Raw genomic sequence first — 15,971 nt, 5'->3', positions numbered from 1 at the left:
CGAGATGGCTGACGCTACGAACCACCAGGTCGCGATCGTGGGCTGCGGCATCATCGGCCGCACCCACGCGGACACCGTCGCCGAGCGGCCGGACGCCACCGTCACGGCCCTCGTCGACGGCGACGCGGCCGCCCGGGAGGCGCTGGCGGCCCGGCTGAAGGAGGCCGGGCACCCGGAGCCCAAGCTGTACGGCGACCTGTCCGCGGCGCTGAGCGGGTCCGACGTCTCGCTCGTCGCGATCTGCACGCCGAGCGGGACCCATGCGGCGCTGGCCGAGGAGGCGCTGAACGAGAAGAAGCACGTCGTGATCGAGAAGCCGCTCGACGTCGACCTGACCCGGGCGCGGCGCCTCGGCGCGGCCGCTGCCCGGGCCGCAAGCCACGGGGTGGTGTCGTCGGTGATCAGCCAGCACCGCTTCGACGCCGGCAGCGTGGTGGTCCACGAGGCGATCGAGGCCGGCCGATTCGGTCAGCTGACGTCGGCGGTCGCGACGGTGGCCTGGTGGCGCAGCGACGAGTACTACGCCTCGGCCGGCTGGCGTGGGACCTGGGCGCAGGACGGCGGTGGCGCGCTGATGAACCAGGGCGTGCACACCGTCGACCTGCTGCTGTGGTTCATGGGCCGCCCGGTGAACATCCAGGCCCAGGCGCTCCGCGCGGCGCACCACGAGATCGAGGTCGAGGACACTGTCGTGGCGACGCTGACGTTCGAGTCCGGCGCGGTCGCCACCCTGCACGCGACGACCGCGGCCTTTCCTGGTGGCCGGACGCGGGTGTCGGTGCACGGGACGCAAGGCGGCGCCGAGGTGGAGGACGACCTGCTCCGGCGGTTCAACGCCGACGGCTCGAAGGACGACGTCTCGGTCGACGCCGGTCCGCCTGGCAGGCACACGGCGCAGTACGACGACATCCTGCGAGCGATCGCGGACGGCGGCAAGCCCGGCATCACCGTCCAGGACGCCATCGACGCGCTGGCCACAGTCCGGGCCGTCTACATCGCCTCGACCCTCCAGCGCCCGGTCAAGTTCATCGACGTCCTGGAGGGCCGCTACGACGACGTCGACGTCTCGCGCGGTATCGGACTGCCGCCCAACTAGGCGCCGGGCTCGCGGTTGTTGAGGATGCGCTGGTAGAGGTTGCAGTCCTGCCAGGCGCCCGCGATGTGCAGGTAGGTGGGTGCCATGCCGATCTGGGTGAAGCCGGTGCGCTGGAGAACGCGTTGCGACGCGACGTTGTTCGTCAGCGTGCTGGCTTCCACCCGGTGCAGCTTGAGCTCGGTGTCCGCGATCTCCATCGCGATTTCCACGCCACGAGTGATCAGGCCCCGCCCGACCGCGTCGACCGCGAGCCAGTAGCCGAGCGCCGCGCTGCGGAACGGTCCGGGCACCAGGTCGTTGAGCGTGATCGCACCGACAATCCGGTCGCCTTCGGCGAGCACCCACGGCACGGTCCGGCTGTCCTTGTACCGCTCGAGCTGGCTGGTCAGCTTTTCCCGCTGCCCGGCGACGGTGAACCAGCTGTCCTGCCGGTCGGGTTCCCACGGCTTCAGGTGGTCCCAGCTGCGCGTGTAGGCGTCGACGAGCCCTTCGGCGTCGTCGAGGCTCGCGATGCGGAGCTGTACGTCGAGAGTCAGTGAGCGGGGTGAAATCACTTCGGCAGCCTACGCGCCTGACTGGATCCGCTGACCCGAGGTGTGAACGCGTCGTGGAAGATCGTCGACGCGGCGCCGACCGCGGCTGCGTCGGTCTGCAGCATCGACTCCTCCACCGCCACCGGGCGGGTCTCGCGCGCGACCGGATGGGCGTTGACCGCGCGGCCGATCTCGGCCAGGAAGACCTCCGAGATCTCCTTGCCGAACGCCGGCCCGCCGAGCACGACCAGGTCGATGTCGAGCAGGTCGACCAGGCCGACCGCGCCTTGGCCGATCACGCGGGCGATCTGCGTGACTGCCTTCACCGCCGCCTCGTCACCATCGGCGGCAGCCTTGCACGCCGCCCGGTACCGCTTCGCCTCGTCGGTGGCGCTCGGGTCGGTCTCGACGTACCCGTACTCCGCCGCGATCAGCGGCAGCGAGGCGGTCGGGTTGCACTCTGGCAGCATCCGCGGCCCGTCCTCGGGATCCCACTCCCCCATCCGCAGCGCCGCGACCTGGCCGAACTCGCCGGCGTTCGCTGTACCGCCGCGGTAGATCGAGCCGTTCAGGATCAGGCCGCTGCCGACGCCGGTGCCGAGGTAGAGGTAGGCGAAGTCGCGGTCCCGGGCCGAGCGGCCGATCCAGCGCTCGCCGATGGCTGCCGCCGTACCGTCCTTCTCGACCAGGACCGGGTGGTTGAGCTTCTGCTGCAGCAGGTGCCGGATCTTCAGGCCGCGCCACGCCGGTTGCAGCGGGAGGGCGAGCAGCGTGCCGTCCGCATTGATCGGCCCGGGTACGGCGACGCCGACGCCGAGCATCGAGTCGAGGTCGACCTGGCTGATGCTGAGCGCCGCGGTCACGGTCGCGGCGGTCAGGTCGACGAGCTTGTCGGCGCTCAGGTCGTCCGCGAGCTCGACGGTCTCGCGGCGCACGATCGTGCCGTCCAGGTCCACGACCGCGACGGTGAGCAGCTCAGGGTCGATGTGGATGCCGACCGCGTGCGCCGCGTTCGACCGCAGCCGGACCGGCGTCCGCGGCTTGCCCAGTCGCTCGGCCCGCTCCTGGGCCTCCTCGACCAGCAGTCCCTGCTGCAACAGGATGCGCAGGATCCGCGACACCGACTGCTGGGTGAGGCCGGTCCGCCGCGAGATTTCGGTCCGGCTGATGGTGCCGGCCAGCCGGATCGTCTCGATGATCACGGCCTCGTTGAACGAGCCCAGGTCGTACTGGTTCGCGCCCGCGCGCCGCAGGTCCTGTTCGTCCGGCACCCTGCCCATCTCCCAGCCCACCTCCCCGTTCCTGTCCGTGACTAGCCGAGATCGTACTGCGGGAGAACCGTGCTCACGGTGCTTCGAGGGCGCCGTCGATGCGTCGTACGCCGGCCGCCCACTCGTCGTGTCCGGACAGTTGCGCGGGATAACGGGCGGCCGCCTCGAGGTCGAGGTCGATCCCCCAGCCGGGCGCGTCGTTCGGGGTCAGCCAGCCGTCCTCGATCCGTAGCGTGCCGGGGAACACCTCGTGCGTCGCCTCGTTGTAGAGGTGGCCCTCCTGGATGCCGAAGGCAACCGAACTGACGTCGAGGGCGACGTTGGCCGCGGCGCCGATCGGGGACGTGTCGCCTGGCCCGTGCCACGCCGTACGGACGCCGCACAGCTCGGCCAGGTCGGCGAGCTTGCGGGCCGGCGTCAGCCCGCCGATGTCGGACACGTGCGACCGGATGAAGTCGACGCCGCCGTCGCGAACCAGGCGTACGGCGTCGCCCATCGAGGTGGTCAGCTCGCCGACCGCGAGCGGCACCGGCGACGCGGCCCGCACCTCGGGCAGCCGATCCCAGTGCTCCGGCGGCAGCACGTCCTCGAGGAAGAACAGCCCATAAGGCTCGAGCGACCGCGCCAGCAGCACTGCTTCCTTCGGAGTGAGCCGCGAGTGCACGTCGTGCAGCAGCTCGATGTTCGCGGGCAGCGCCGACCTGCCCTCCTCGAACAGCTCGGGAGTCGTGCGCAGGTAGTCCCGCGCCGACCAGCCGTTGTGGTACGGCGAATTCGGATACAGGGTCTCCATCCGCGGAGCGCCGTACCCACCGCCTCCCGGCGTCGACATCTGGAGCCGGATGTGCCGCCAGCCCTGCGCGACGAACTTCTGCGCCTGGTCGAGGGTCTCCTCGATCGTCCGGCCGCTGGCGTGGATGTAGGTGTCGGCGGCCGCCCGGACCTTGCCGCCGAGCAGCTCGTACACCGGCATCCCGGCCCGCTTGCCCGCGATGTCCCACAGCGCCTGGTCGATCCCGGAGATCGCGTTGTTCGTCACCGGTCCGCCGCGCCAGTAGCCGGAGAACCCGGCCAGCCGGGTCAGGTCGCCGATGTCACCCGGGTAGCGCCCGATCAGCAGCCGGGCCAGGTGCTCGTCGACGAACGTCTGGACCGCCTTCCACCGCTGGGTGAAGGTCGCGCAGCCCAGGCCGTACAGCCCCGGCTCGGTGGTGTCGATCTTCACCACGACCAGCGGGATGCCCTGCGGCGCGGTGACGATCGCCTTCACCTCCCGGATGCGTACGTCGTCCCGCACCGGCCAGGGCTGGTCGAAGTTCGAGGGCATTCAGATCTCCAGGGGAAGGGTCGGCAGGTCGAGCTCGTGGCGGGCCTGGAAGCCCAGGACAGCCCGGGCCGCGGTCAGGTCGATCGGCACCTCACGCCCGGCGAACCGCCGCAGCCGCGGCACGTCCGGAGCGAAGGCGTCCAGCAGAGCATCGGTCTCGTACGGCGCGTTCGTGGTGTTCGCGGCGACGAGAAAGGTGTGCGCCCCGGACAGCGGCGCCGTCAGTCCGAGCTCGATCGCGTACGCCGCGTCCCGGGTGTCCAGGTTGCCCCAGCCCTCGCGGACCGCGCCGCCCGGGTTGTCCCGGTGGCCGTCGGCCTGCCGCCGCAGGACATCGGCGGAGTTGACGTGCGGGAACCGGAACGCGACCACGTCGATCCCCCAGTGCCGCCACGCCATCCGGGCGGTGTTCTCGTCGTTCTGCTTCGACAGCGAGTACCAGTCGCCGACGTCGGAGGGCATCGTCGCGTCCAGCGGGAAGTACGCCGGCAGTGGCTGGTGCGGGTTCATCGCGACGCCGTACGCGTTGATGCTGCTGGCGATGACCGCGCGCTTGATGCCGAGCGCACCGGCCTGGGCGAGCACGTTGAACGTGGACACGACGTTGCCCGAGTACACGTCGTACGGCGTGCCGGCGTCGCGATGCGCGAGCGCGGCCAGGTGGACGACCAGGTCGGCGCCCTCGAGCGCGCCGGCCACGTCGTCCTCGGACCGGGTGTCGCCGATGATCACCCGGTCGGCCTTGAGCGACGGCTCCTCGACGATCGTCAGCGCGGTCACCACCGCCCCCAGGTCGGCGAGATGACCGACGGTGACCGACCCGATCCGCCCCGCCGCCCCCGTCACCAGCACCCGCCGACCGTTCAGCGTTGTCACTCTTTGATTCCTCCTGACATTCCGACGCCTCTGAGGAACTGCTTTTGGAACACCAAGAACAGGATCACCGGGATCAGCACCGCCAGGAACAGGGCGCTCATCTGCAGCGAGATCTCCGTGGTCTCGGCCACCCGCGGCAGCGCCACCGAGATCGGCTGCAGCCGCGGGTCCGGCAGCACCAGCAGCGGCCAGAGGTAATCCTTCCAGGAGCCGATCACGGTCAGCAGGGCGACCACCCCGACGATCGGTTTCGACAGCGGCAGCACCAGCGACGTGAACAACCGCAGGTTGCTCGCGCCGTCGATCCGGGCCGCCTCGATCAGCTCCCGCGGGATCGAGTCGAAGTACCGCTTCATCACCAGGATGTTGAATGCGCCGGCCGCCTGCGGCAGCCAGACCGCCCAGAAGGTGTTCTGCAGGTTGAACCCGAGCACCGGCATCTTCAGGATCGTCAGGTAGAGCGGCACCAGCGAGATCACCCCGGGCAGGAACAGCGTCGCGAGTACGGCGCCGGTGATCACCGGTCCCCACTTCGGCCGCAACACACTCAGCACGAAGGCGCCCGTCGTACAGACGAACAGCGTCGACAGCAGCGAGCCGATCGCGATGATCGCGGTGTTGCCCAGGTACGAGCCGATCTGGACCCGGGTCCAGGCGTCGGGGATGTTCTGCCACTGGATCCCGGACGGCCACAGCTGCATGGGACCGCGCAGGATGTCCTGGCTCGTCGACAGGCCGGACTTGAGCAGCCAGAGCAGCGGTCCGACACCGGCGATCACCACCCCGATGAACAGCAGCACCTGGATCGTGGGCAGCCCGTACCGGATCAGCGGGCGTTTTCGGTCGGCGACGGAGATGATGGCCCGCTCGTGACTCATGTGATGCTCCAGCGCCGGGTCAGGAAGTGGTAGACGACCGACAGCACGCACAGCACGCCGGCCAGCAGCACGCTGAGCGCGGTGGCGGCGCCGAAGTCGCCGTTGATGAACGCGTACCGGTAGATCAGCAGCAGGATCGTGGTGGTCGCGTTGTCGGGGCCACCGCCGGTGAACAGGAACGGCTCGGTGAACACCTGGAACGTCCCGATCAGCTGCAGCAGCATCATGATCAGGATGATTCCGCGGATCTGCGGCAGCGTGACGTGCCAGACCCGCCGCCAGATCCCGGCGCCGTCCAGCTCGGCCGCCTCGTACAGCTCGGTCCGGACCCCGGTCAGCGCGGCCAGGTAGATGATCGCCGTGGCGCCGGCGCCGGCCCACGTCGCTTCCAGGACGATGGCCGGCATCGCCAGGTCCGGCGAGTTCAGCCACGCGAACGGCCCGATCCCGAACCACCCGAGTACGGCGTTGAACACGCCGGAGCCACTGGGGTCGTAGAAGAACTTCCACAGCAGGATCGCCGCCACCGGAGGAACCACCGCCGGCAGGTAGGACAGCACGTTGTAGAGCCAGCCGGTGCTGCGCAGCTCGCTGATGAAGACCGCCAGGAACAGCGGGACCGGGAAGCCGAAGATCAGCGCGAGCAGCGCGAAGTACAGCGTGTTCACCGCGGCCTGCGGCAGCTGTGGGTCGGTCAGCACGTAGCTGAAGTTGGCCATCCCGACCCACTCCGGGGTGGTGACCAGGTTGTTCTTCTGGAAGCTGAGCACCAGGCCGCGGACGATCGGGCCCCAGGAGAAGTACAGGAACGTCAGGACCAGGGGCAGGGCGAAGATGATCGCGCTCAGCCCGCCGGAGTGGTACCAGGTGGCAACACTCCGGCTGGGCTTCGGCGTACGCAGGAGGGACATTCGGCTACCGGGCCAGGCGGGCGTCGATCTTCGATGCGGCGTCGGTGAGCAGCTTGTCGATGTCCGCGTCCTTCTTGGTCAGCACCTGCTGGACCACCGGGTCGAGCAGCGCGTAGACCTCCTGCCCCTTGTTCGGCGGCTCGGGCAGCAGCTTCAGCGACTTGGTCGAGTCGAGGTAGCCCTGGAACTGCTTGACCGGGACGTTCACGTAGGGCTCACGCCACTTGTTGTACTGGTCGTAGGTCTCCTGGCTCAGCGGGGTGATGCCGGGCCGGCCCACGAAGCCCTTGTCGGCGATCGTGTCCTTGGCGTTCTGCACCGCGAGGCTCTCGGTGGTGTACTTGTCGAACTCCTGCGACTTGATCCACTTCAGCGCCGCGACGATCTCGTTCTTGGACGCCTTCGGGTTGATCATCTTGAGCGAGCCGCCGGTCAGGGTGCCGTGCGGGCCGCCGTCCTGCGGCAGCGCGGCGTGACCGTAGTCGGCCGGCTTCATGCCGAAGTTCTTCACGCACATGTCGTAGGCGTCCGGCGCCTGCAGCACCATGCCGATCTTGCCGGCCGCGAAGTCCTGCCGGATCTCCTCCTGGTTGTAGAGGAAGTTGCTGCCCATCGCGTTGTCGGTCCAGCGCATGTCCTTGAGCAGCTGCAGCGCCTTCTTGGTCGGCGCGTCGTTGAAGGTCGCCTTCTTGCCGTCCTCGCTCTCCACCGAGCCGCCCATGCTGTACGTCATGGTGGTCAGCATCCAGCCGCCGGTGTTGTCCTTGGTCAGCTGCGCGTAGCCGGCCTTGCCGGTCTTCTCGGTGATCTGCTTGGCGTACTGGCGGACCTCGTCCCAGGTCGACGGCGGCTTGTCCGGGTCGAGCCCGGCCTGCGTGAACAGCGCCCGGTTGTAGGCCAGCCCGACCGAGAACACGTCGATCGGCACCCCGTAGATCCGGCCGGCGTCGTCCTGGACGATCTTCAGCACGTCGGGGTTCAGGTCCTTGGTCAGGTCGACCAGCTTCAGCTCGTCGGTGATGTCGGGGAGCTGCTTGTTCGGGATCATGTTGGCCGGCTCGGTGAAGCTGATGTTCATCACCGTCGGGAGCGAGCCACCCGCTACCTGCGCCTGGAAGGTCTGCGCGTCCCACTTGGTCTCGGTCGACTTCACCGTGATGTTCGGGTGCGCGTCCATGAACTTCTTGATGTTGCGCTCGAACGCGGCGATGTCGTTCGGCTTGTCCGGGGTCGGGCGGTCCCCGATCGTGATCGTCACCGGCGCGTTCTCGTCGATCGCGCCGCCGGCGTTGTCGGCGCCGGGCGTGGTCCCGTCCGCACAGCCGGCCACGGCGAGCACCAGACCGGCCAGGCCCAGCCCGGCGCCCCACCTGCTCACTCTCGTCATCGGAACTCCTCAGGTTTCCGGATGCCGCCGGTGTGCTCTGAGCCACACACCGGCCAGGTCCCGAGTAAGTTAAACCAAGCGTGTTACTTTCTCAATGCCCAGCAAGGTACCGATTTGGACAGGCTCGGTCAGAGATCCCCGAGTGGCATGTACTTCCGCGCCTGGGTGTCAGCCAGGAAGTCGAGAAGGAGGCGGTTCACGAGATCGGGCTTCTCCAGCGGCACCGCGTGGGAGCCGCCAGGGATCACGGCGAGTTGTGCGTCCGGGATCGCCCTGGCGAGGTCCACGTTGTGCTCGATGCGGACACAGTCGTCGTCGCCCTGCATGAGCAGGACGGGCATCGGGAGCTGTTCGAGTTCGGCGGGCTCGATGTCGGGGATCGACGCCCACATCTCGGTCCACTTCGCGAAGACCACGCCGAAGTGCTCGGGACCATCCGGAGACAACCGCTCATAGTCCTCGCGCGCGATCCCCTCGAGTCGCGCGAGCCCTTCTGGTGTCGTCATCAGGCGGTCGTTCGCCGGCGTGCCGCCTGCCCTGGTGAGCTCGGAGCCGATCAGGACCAGCTTGCGGACCAGGTCCGGTCGGCTCATCGCCATCCGCACCGCGACCTTGCCGCCGTCGCTCCAGCCGACGACGTACGCCGTACCGAGTCCGAGCGCCGTCATGAACGCGACCAGGTCGGCGGCGTACCCGTCCATGCTCGCCGGTCCCTCGGCGTCCGGAGTCCGGCCGTGCCCGCGGCGGTCCGGCACGAACACCCGGTACCGCTCGGCGAGCGTCGGCACCTGCGCCGACCAGCTCTCCCCAGTGGTCGCGCCGCCATGGATCAAAAGGACCGGCTCCCCGTCGCCCACGACCTCGTAGTACGTCCGCAGTCCCCCGGCGTCGACGTAGTCACCCATGCCCACATCATGCGCCCCTGCCCAGGTGTCACATGAGGATCAATCGCGGCGTCTGGTGCACGAACTGTCGATTCCACAGGAGGACATATGAAGAACCCAGGCCAGACCACGGCGCTGATCACCGGAGCCAACAAGGGGCTCGGGTATGAAGCGGCGCGGCGGCTCGGTCAGCTCGGCTGGAAGATCTTTCTCGGCTCCCGCGACTCGGCCAGGGGTCTGACGGCCGCTGAGAAGCTGGCCGGCGACGGCGTCGACGTCGTCCTGGTCCCGCTGGACGTCACATCGGACGAATCGGTGGTCGCGGCGCGGGAACTCGTCAGCGCGCATACCGACCGGCTCGACGTACTGATCAACAACGCCGGGGCACCCGGACACATCGTCCACCCCAGCCAGGCGACCGTCGGCGAACTACAGGAGGTGTACGACGCCAACGTCTACGGACCGGTGCGAGTCACTCACGCGTTCCTGCCGTTGCTGCAGGCGGCGGAGAACCCGCGCGTGGTCATGGTCACCAGCGCCGGCGGCGCCTTCAGCGTGGTCCTCGACCCGGAGCAGCCGGTCTCCACGATGCACGAGCTCGCCTACAGCTCGTCGAAGGCGGCACTCAACATGATCACCGTCAGGTACGCGCAGGCGTTGCCGGGGATCAAGTTCAACGCCGTCACGCCGGGTGAGACCGCGAAGCACACGTTCGCGGCCACCGACATGAACAATCACAAGGGTCAGCTGACCGTCACCGAGGGCACCGACTCCATCATCCGGATGGCGACGCTCGGCCCGGACGGTCCTACCGGCACCTTCGAGGACCGCCTCGGACCCATCGCGTGGTGACTCGACCGGACCAGCTGCCGGTGTAATCGGGTGGCCGGGGCGTCGCGGGTCGGAGAGGATGGCGGCATGCTGCTCCGACCCGCGACCGCCGGCGATTTCGCCTTCCTGACCGAGATGTTGCTGAAGGCATACAACTGGGACGGGACGCCATCGTTCGACCTCGACAAGCTGCGCGCCGAGGACAAGGCCTGGCGGTACGTCGGCGACTGGCCGCGCGCGACCGATTTCGGAGTGATCGCCGAGGTGGACGGGACGCCCGCCGGAGCCGCTTGGGCCCGCTGCTTCACCGCTGACCGCCCGGGCTACGGCTACGTCGCCGACGATGTCCCCGAGCTCTCACTCGGAGTCTCCGCTGCCTTCCGCCGCCGCGGGATCGCGCGGGCCCTGATGACCGAGCTGATCCGGGTCTCGCCGTACCCGAAGCTCAGTCTCAGTGTCGACCCGAAGAACCCCGCGGCCGAGCTCTACCGCTCGCTCGGCTTCGAGAAGGTCGGCACGGTCGAGACTTCCGACACGATGGTGCTGGAGCACTAGCTGCCGGCGCCGAAGGGTGGGGTTGTTCGGTAGCGGCCTGGAGTGGTGCCGACCAGGTTGCTGAAGGCGGCGATGAAGCTGCTGGGATTCGACCAGCCGCAGGCGTGCGCGACGCGGGTCGTGTCGACCGATTCGCGGTTGCCCGACGGGACGACCGTCGCGGCGGTGATGGGTGAGTTGGGCCGCGCGTTCGACGGCGGCTATGCGGAGTACGCCTTGCTGCCCAACGCGCTGCTGATGCCGATCAAAACCAAGCTGCCCTGGGACATCTTGGCGGCCCTACCCGAGACATACCTGACAGCACAGGGCGCGCTGGACGCATTGGGCATCGTCGAAGGACGGTTGCTCATCCGTGGCGGGACCTCGTCGGTCGGGTTGGCGGCGGCGTCGATCGCGTCCGGGTAGGGGCGCCGGTAAGAAGCGTGTCACCAGCCGCCAGATGCGCGGAGTGACCTTCGTCGGCAGCAGGATTGCCGCCTGTGGATCGGTCGGTTGAGCTCGATGAGTTGGTTGAGCACTGGACGCTGTTGGATGACGAGCGGGTGCTGCTGTCGGGCAAGGGTGGTTCTGGGCGGCTGGGGTTTGCGCTGCTGCTGAAGTTCTACACCCGGCACGGCCGGTTCCCACGGGGACGAGGCGAGGTGCCGGATGTCGTCGTACGGTTTGTCGCTGACCAGGTGAAGGTTCCCGCGTCCGAGCTCGGTTTGTACGAGTGGGCGGGGCGGACGGTGGAGCGGCACCGGGCGCAGATCCGGAGCCATCTGGGATTCCGGGAGTGCTCGGTCGAGGACGCTGACAAGGTCACGGCGTGGCTGGCGGCGGTGGTGTGCGAGGCCGAGCGGGATCCCGCGCGGGTCCGTGAGCAACTAATGTCACGGTGCCGGGCTGAGCGGATCGAGCTGCCGACCCAGGGCCGGATGGACCGGATCGTTCGCTCGGCGCTGCACCAGGCCGAGACCGCCATGGCCTGCCGGATCGCTGGCCGGATCCCGGCGTCCGGTGTCACGCGGCTGGAGGCGCTGGTCGACGTCGAGGTGGATCCGGACGAGGTGATCGGCGCGTCGACCGGCGACGGCGGGGACGTGCTCGCGTTGGTGAAGTCGGTACCGGGCAACGTGAGCCTGGAGTCGATGCTGACCGAGATCTGTAAGCTGCGCGCGGTCCGTGCGATCGGGCTCCCGTCGGCTCTGTTCGCCGACGTCGCGCCCAAGGTGCTGGCCGGCTGGCGGGCCCGGGCGGCAGTCGAGTCTCCCTCCCACCTGCGAACCCACCCACCTGAGCTGCGGCTGACGCTCCTGGCGGCGCTGCTGCACTCGCGGCAGCGCGAGATCACCGACACCCTGGTCGATCTGCTGATCTCGACGGTGCACCGGATCGGTGCCCGCGCCGATCGGCGGGTGACCCAGGAACTGGTGAACGCCTTCAAGAAGGTGACCGGCAAGGAGAACATTCTGTTCTCGATCGCTGCGGCCGCCCTCGCTGCGCCGGACGAGCCGGTGCGCGAGGTGGTGTTCCCGGCGGTGTCTGGTGGGGAGCAGACGTTGCGGGAGTTGGTGCACGAGTACAAGACGAAGGGCCCGGTGTACCGCAGGACGGTGCAGACGACGTTGAAGGCGTCGTACACGAACCACTACCGGCGCGGGCTGATCGAGCTGCTAGAGGTGCTGGAGTTCCGGTCGAACAACACCACGCACCGGCCGGTGCTGGACGCGCTGGAGTTGGTTGCGCGGCATGCCGATGCCCGGTTGACGTACTACCCGGCCGGGGAGCAAGTTCCGGCGCATCGCGGTCTGGTCGGGGATTGGGAACAGCTGGTGTACCGGGCCGATGAGCGGGGCCGGCAGCGGGTGGTTCGTTCAGCGTATGAAATCTGCGCGCTCCAGGCGCTGCGGGAACGGCTGCGCTGCAAGGAGATCTGGGTGGAGGGCGCGGACCGGTGGCGCAACCCCGACCATGACCTGCCGGCAGACTTCGAGGAGCGCCGGGTCGAGCATTACGCGGCGCTGCGCAAGCCGTTGGACCCGACAGCGTTCATCGATCAGCTGCGCGAGGAGATGCGGGCCGAGCTGGCTGCGCTGGACGAGCAGTTGCTGGGTCTTGACTGGGTGGACGTCCGGGAGCGGGGCAAGCAGGGCCCGATCAAGCTGACGCCGTTGGATGCCGCGCCGGAGCCGCGAAATCTGCGCGCGCTGAAGACGGAGATCCGGAGCCGGTGGGGCACGGTGCCGTTGATCGACATGCTGAAGGAGGCGGTGCTGCGCACCGGCTGCCTCGAGCACGTGACCGGTACGGCGGCGGGCCGTGGTGACTTGTCGCGTGAGGTGCTGGCCGAGCGGCTGCTGCTGGTGGTGTACGCCTACGGCACGAATACCGGGATCCGCGCTGTGTCCGGCGGCGAGCACGGCCACAGCGAAGATGACCTGCGCTACGTCCGGCGCCGGTACCTGTCACCGGAGGTGGCCCGGGCGATGGCCGTGCAGATCGCGAACGCGACGTTCGCGTCCCGCCGTACGGCGGTGTGGGGTGCCGGGTCATCGGCGGTGGCGTCGGACTCGACGCACTTCGGGGCGCTGGACCAGAACCTGTTCACTGAGTGGCACTCCCGCTACGGCGGCCGCGGCGTGCTGATCTACTGGCACGTCGAACGCAAGTCCATGGCGATCCACTCCCAGGTGATCAACTGCTCCGCCTCCGAGGTCGCGGCGATGATCGAGGGCGCCATGCGGCACGGCACCCAGATGGAGGTCGACGGCAACTACACCGACTCCCACGGTCAGTCCGAGATCGGGTTCGGCCTGACGAGGTTGCTGGGGTTCGATCTGCTGCCGCGGATCAAGCGGATCAACCACGTCAAGCTGTACCGGCCCGCGGCCGGCGAACCCGACGCCTACCCGCGACTCCAGGCAGCGCTCACGCGGCCGATCCGATGGGACGTGATCGGCGAGCAGTACGACCAGATGGTCCGGTACGCGACCGCGATCCGGGCCGGCACCGCCTCCACCGAGGCGATCTTGCGCCGCTTCGCGAAGGCCAACGCGCTCCATCCGACGTATCAGGCGATGATCGAGACCGGCCGCGCCCAGAAGACCCTGTTCGTCGCCCGCTACCTGCGGGACAGGGATCTGCAGCGCGAGATCAACGAGGGCCTGAACGTCGTCGAGTCCTGGAACCGCGGCAACAGCGTGATCTTCTACGGCAAGGGCGGCGACATCGCCACCAACCGCCGCGACGAACAAGAGTTGTCAGTGCTGTGCCTGCGGGTGCTGCAGGCCGCGCTGGTCTACGTGAACACCCTGCTCGTCCAGGACGTCCTCGCCGACCCCCGCTGGGCCGAGAAGATGACCGACGCCGACCACCGCGGCCTGTCCCCCCTGTTCTGGACTCACGTCGCCCCGTACGGCGAGGTCCGGCTCAACATGCAGCGCCGCCTCACACTAAGCGCCGAGAACAGCCTCGCACCGGCCAGTCCACAGTGATCTCAAGTGACCCGGCGGCGGCTCCGGACGGAACGGAGTTCAGCCGGCATGCGATCAGGCAGCGCGGTCGTCGAGCGTCGGGATCGCGGCGCAGCAGGTCGAGAGCCGGACGCGACGTTCCAGTCCCGACAGTTCCCGGCGGCAGTCTGCCCTGGACTCCCGAAGGTGCCCCAGGCCGCAGAGTAGAGCCGAGACGACCAGCGTCGACCCGCTAGGTCGGTGTCCGTTAAGGGAACCCTCAACGGACACCCCGAACCGCACAATCAATCAGCGGCTCGCCGCCTGAACCGGCGTCTCACATAAGGTGTCCGATGATTTGTCCGGTGAACGGGGGCTATCCGTTACAGTACGCCGCATGCTGATCGGCTACGCGCGCTGCTCGACCGACAAACAAGACCTCGAAGCCAACCGGCAGATCCTGCTCGACCTCGGCGTCGAAGAGGAGCACATCCACCTCGACCGCGCCTACTCCGGCACCACCCGCGCACGGCCCGGCCTCGACAAGGCGCTCGCCGCGGTCCGGGCAGGCGACACCCTGGTCGTGCCCAAGCTAGACCGGCTCGCCCGCTCCGTCCCCGATGCCCGCGACATCGGCGACACCCTCGCCGGCCGCGGGATCCGGCTGCAGCTCGGGACCATGGTCTACGACCCGACCGACCCGATGGGCAAGATGTTCTTCAACATCCTCGCCACCTTCGCCGAGTTCGAAGTCGACCTGCTCCGGATGCGCACCCGCGAAGGCATGGCGATCGCCCGCGCCAAAGGCAAGCTCAAAGGCCGGGCACCGAAACTGTCCACCACCCGGCAAGCACACCTGCTGAAACTGCACACCGCCGGCGAACACACCATCGCCGAACTCGCCGAACTGTTCGAAGTCTCTAGGCCGACCGTGTACCGCGTCCTCGAACGCCACCGCCCCAGCACGACCGGTGCCTGAGAGGGCAGCACTCACGAGCCGGTGCCCGGCCGGGGTTGGTTAGGTGCCGGTCTTGGTGGCGCCGAGGACGTCTTCTGCCTTCTCGACAGCGGTGGCGGTGGCGCCGTCGATGTCTTCGGGCAGGCCGTTAATCACGGTGAGGGCCAGGACGACGTCGTCAACGCCGGTAGTGATCATGGTGACCTCGAAGCCCTCCACTGGGCCGGAGGTCGCGGTGAAGCGGACAGCGACGGGATCGGTGCCGACCTGCGGCGCGGCGACCTCGCGCACACTGATCGGCGAGCTGCCCTCGCCCGGAACCTTCAAGGTCATCGTGCGGCACGCGGCGACGGCCTGCTTGAAGGATTTCTGCAACGCCCGGACCGCCGCGGGCGACCCCATCGCATCGATGCTCTCATCGACAAACGGGCCTTGCGCGCCACCGGAGTACGACTGACCCGCAGACGCCTTCGACCCGGGCGAGTTGTCCGCATTGGAGAACGCGACCAGCTTCGCGCACCGGGGGTCCTTCGACGACACCGTGACATGGGAGTCGTCACCACCCTCGTCCTTCTCGACAGAGAAGCCCGGCGGCAGATCGGCCAGCGCCAGCAACGCCTTGGAAAGCTCTGCCACCGTCCGGGCCGGCTTGGCCAGCGGCGTCGACGGTACGGCGGGTGGCGTGCTGGTAGTGCGCGTCGTGGTGGTTGGAGCCGCTGTCGACGACGCGGTCGAGGGTGCGGGCGTGGCGGTGCCAGAGCCGCCGGAGCAGGCGCTGAGCGCGACCACCACGACAGCGCCGCAAGCAGCGTTACGGAAGGACCTGATCATGGAATCTCCTAGTGTGCGGGCATGGGTCGGGCGTTGCCGACCAGACTTCCCGGCACACCAGAACAACCAAAGCCCTTCCGAGCGTTCGAACCGTCATTCACCGACACACCGTAACCTACGAAGTTCGAGGTGGACGGCCAGAATCCACATATCTCGGCGAAGCGACCTACCTTCAATTTATGTGCCTTGCGTTCTGTCG

At 68.5% G+C, this 15,971-nt stretch carries 15 protein-coding genes; 6 read left to right on the top strand and 9 right to left on the bottom strand.

The features are described 5' to 3' along the window. The first annotated feature begins 4 nt into the window (after positions 1–4). On the top strand, positions 5–1,096 hold the full coding sequence (locus tag ACIBL3_RS24755; protein ID WP_396355906.1) for a Gfo/Idh/MocA family protein: 1,092 nt from the start codon (positions 5–7) through the stop codon (positions 1,094–1,096). Here the strand turns inward: ACIBL3_RS24755 and ACIBL3_RS24750 are convergent. The 8 genes from ACIBL3_RS24750 to ACIBL3_RS24715 form a co-directional block, all read right to left on the bottom strand. After that, a complete protein-coding gene (locus ACIBL3_RS24750) occupies positions 1,093–1,650 on the bottom strand; it encodes a GNAT family N-acetyltransferase (RefSeq protein WP_396355905.1) in 558 nt (185 codons plus the stop codon). The genes ACIBL3_RS24755 and ACIBL3_RS24750 overlap by 4 nt on opposite strands. Next, positions 1,647–2,909, bottom strand: coding sequence for an ROK family transcriptional regulator (locus tag ACIBL3_RS24745; RefSeq protein WP_396355904.1), 1,263 nt, complete (start codon positions 2,907–2,909; stop codon positions 1,647–1,649). The genes ACIBL3_RS24750 and ACIBL3_RS24745 overlap by 4 nt, the downstream gene beginning before the upstream one ends. 64 nt (positions 2,910–2,973) lie before the next feature. Next, complete coding sequence (locus ACIBL3_RS24740) at positions 2,974–4,227, bottom strand: enolase C-terminal domain-like protein (protein WP_396355903.1); 1,254 nt, start codon at positions 4,225–4,227, stop codon at positions 2,974–2,976. Further along, complete coding sequence (locus tag ACIBL3_RS24735) at positions 4,228–5,103, bottom strand: NAD-dependent epimerase/dehydratase family protein (protein ID WP_396355902.1); 876 nt, start codon at positions 5,101–5,103, stop codon at positions 4,228–4,230. It lies immediately after the preceding gene. Next, positions 5,100–5,981, bottom strand: a complete 882-nt coding sequence (locus ACIBL3_RS24730) for a carbohydrate ABC transporter permease (protein WP_396355901.1) — start codon at positions 5,979–5,981, stop codon at positions 5,100–5,102. The genes ACIBL3_RS24735 and ACIBL3_RS24730 overlap by 4 nt, the downstream gene beginning before the upstream one ends. Beyond that, a complete protein-coding gene (locus tag ACIBL3_RS24725) occupies positions 5,978–6,892 on the bottom strand; it encodes a carbohydrate ABC transporter permease (RefSeq protein WP_396355900.1) in 915 nt (304 codons plus the stop codon). The genes ACIBL3_RS24730 and ACIBL3_RS24725 overlap by 4 nt, the downstream gene beginning before the upstream one ends. Positions 6,893–6,896: 4 nt before the next feature. Then, complete coding sequence (locus ACIBL3_RS24720) at positions 6,897–8,279, bottom strand: ABC transporter substrate-binding protein (protein WP_396355899.1); 1,383 nt, start codon at positions 8,277–8,279, stop codon at positions 6,897–6,899. 128 nt (positions 8,280–8,407) lie between these two features. Further along, the gene (locus ACIBL3_RS24715) at positions 8,408–9,184 is read right to left on the bottom strand and encodes an alpha/beta fold hydrolase (RefSeq protein ID WP_396355898.1); all 777 of its coding nucleotides are present in this window, start codon (positions 9,182–9,184) and stop codon (positions 8,408–8,410) included. Positions 9,185–9,271: 87 nt separating this feature from the next. Between ACIBL3_RS24715 and ACIBL3_RS24710 the strand changes: the two genes are divergently transcribed. From ACIBL3_RS24710 to ACIBL3_RS24690, 5 genes are all read left to right on the top strand, one after another. Next, a complete protein-coding gene (locus ACIBL3_RS24710) occupies positions 9,272–10,015 on the top strand; it encodes an SDR family NAD(P)-dependent oxidoreductase (protein ID WP_396355897.1) in 744 nt (247 codons plus the stop codon). A 66-nt stretch (positions 10,016–10,081) separates the two neighbouring features. Next, positions 10,082–10,549: a GNAT family N-acetyltransferase gene (locus tag ACIBL3_RS24705; RefSeq protein WP_396355890.1), complete on the top strand. Its 468-nt coding sequence runs from the start codon at positions 10,082–10,084 to the stop codon at positions 10,547–10,549. A 45-nt stretch (positions 10,550–10,594) separates the two neighbouring features. Further along, a complete protein-coding gene (locus ACIBL3_RS24700; RefSeq protein WP_396355896.1) occupies positions 10,595–10,954 on the top strand; it encodes a hypothetical protein in 360 nt (119 codons plus the stop codon). Positions 10,955–11,028: 74 nt separating this feature from the next. Further along, positions 11,029–14,025, top strand: a complete 2,997-nt coding sequence (locus ACIBL3_RS24695; protein ID WP_396355895.1) for a Tn3 family transposase — start codon at positions 11,029–11,031, stop codon at positions 14,023–14,025. 355 nt (positions 14,026–14,380) lie between these two features. After that, complete coding sequence (locus ACIBL3_RS24690) at positions 14,381–14,962, top strand: recombinase family protein (protein ID WP_396355894.1); 582 nt, start codon at positions 14,381–14,383, stop codon at positions 14,960–14,962. Positions 14,963–15,001: 39 nt separating this feature from the next. Here the strand turns inward: ACIBL3_RS24690 and ACIBL3_RS24685 are convergent, their stop codons facing one another. Continuing rightward, positions 15,002–15,772 carry a hypothetical protein gene (locus ACIBL3_RS24685; protein WP_396355893.1) on the bottom strand — a complete coding sequence of 257 codons (771 nt, stop codon included), beginning with the start codon at positions 15,770–15,772 and terminating at the stop codon, positions 15,002–15,004. Positions 15,773–15,971: the final 199 nt, after the last annotated feature.

It is taken from the genome of Kribbella sp. NPDC050124, from assembly GCF_044460355.1.
GTDB lineage: Bacteria > Actinomycetota > Actinomycetes > Propionibacteriales > Kribbellaceae > Kribbella.
This window is presented reverse-complemented; position numbering and strand designations above follow the sequence as displayed.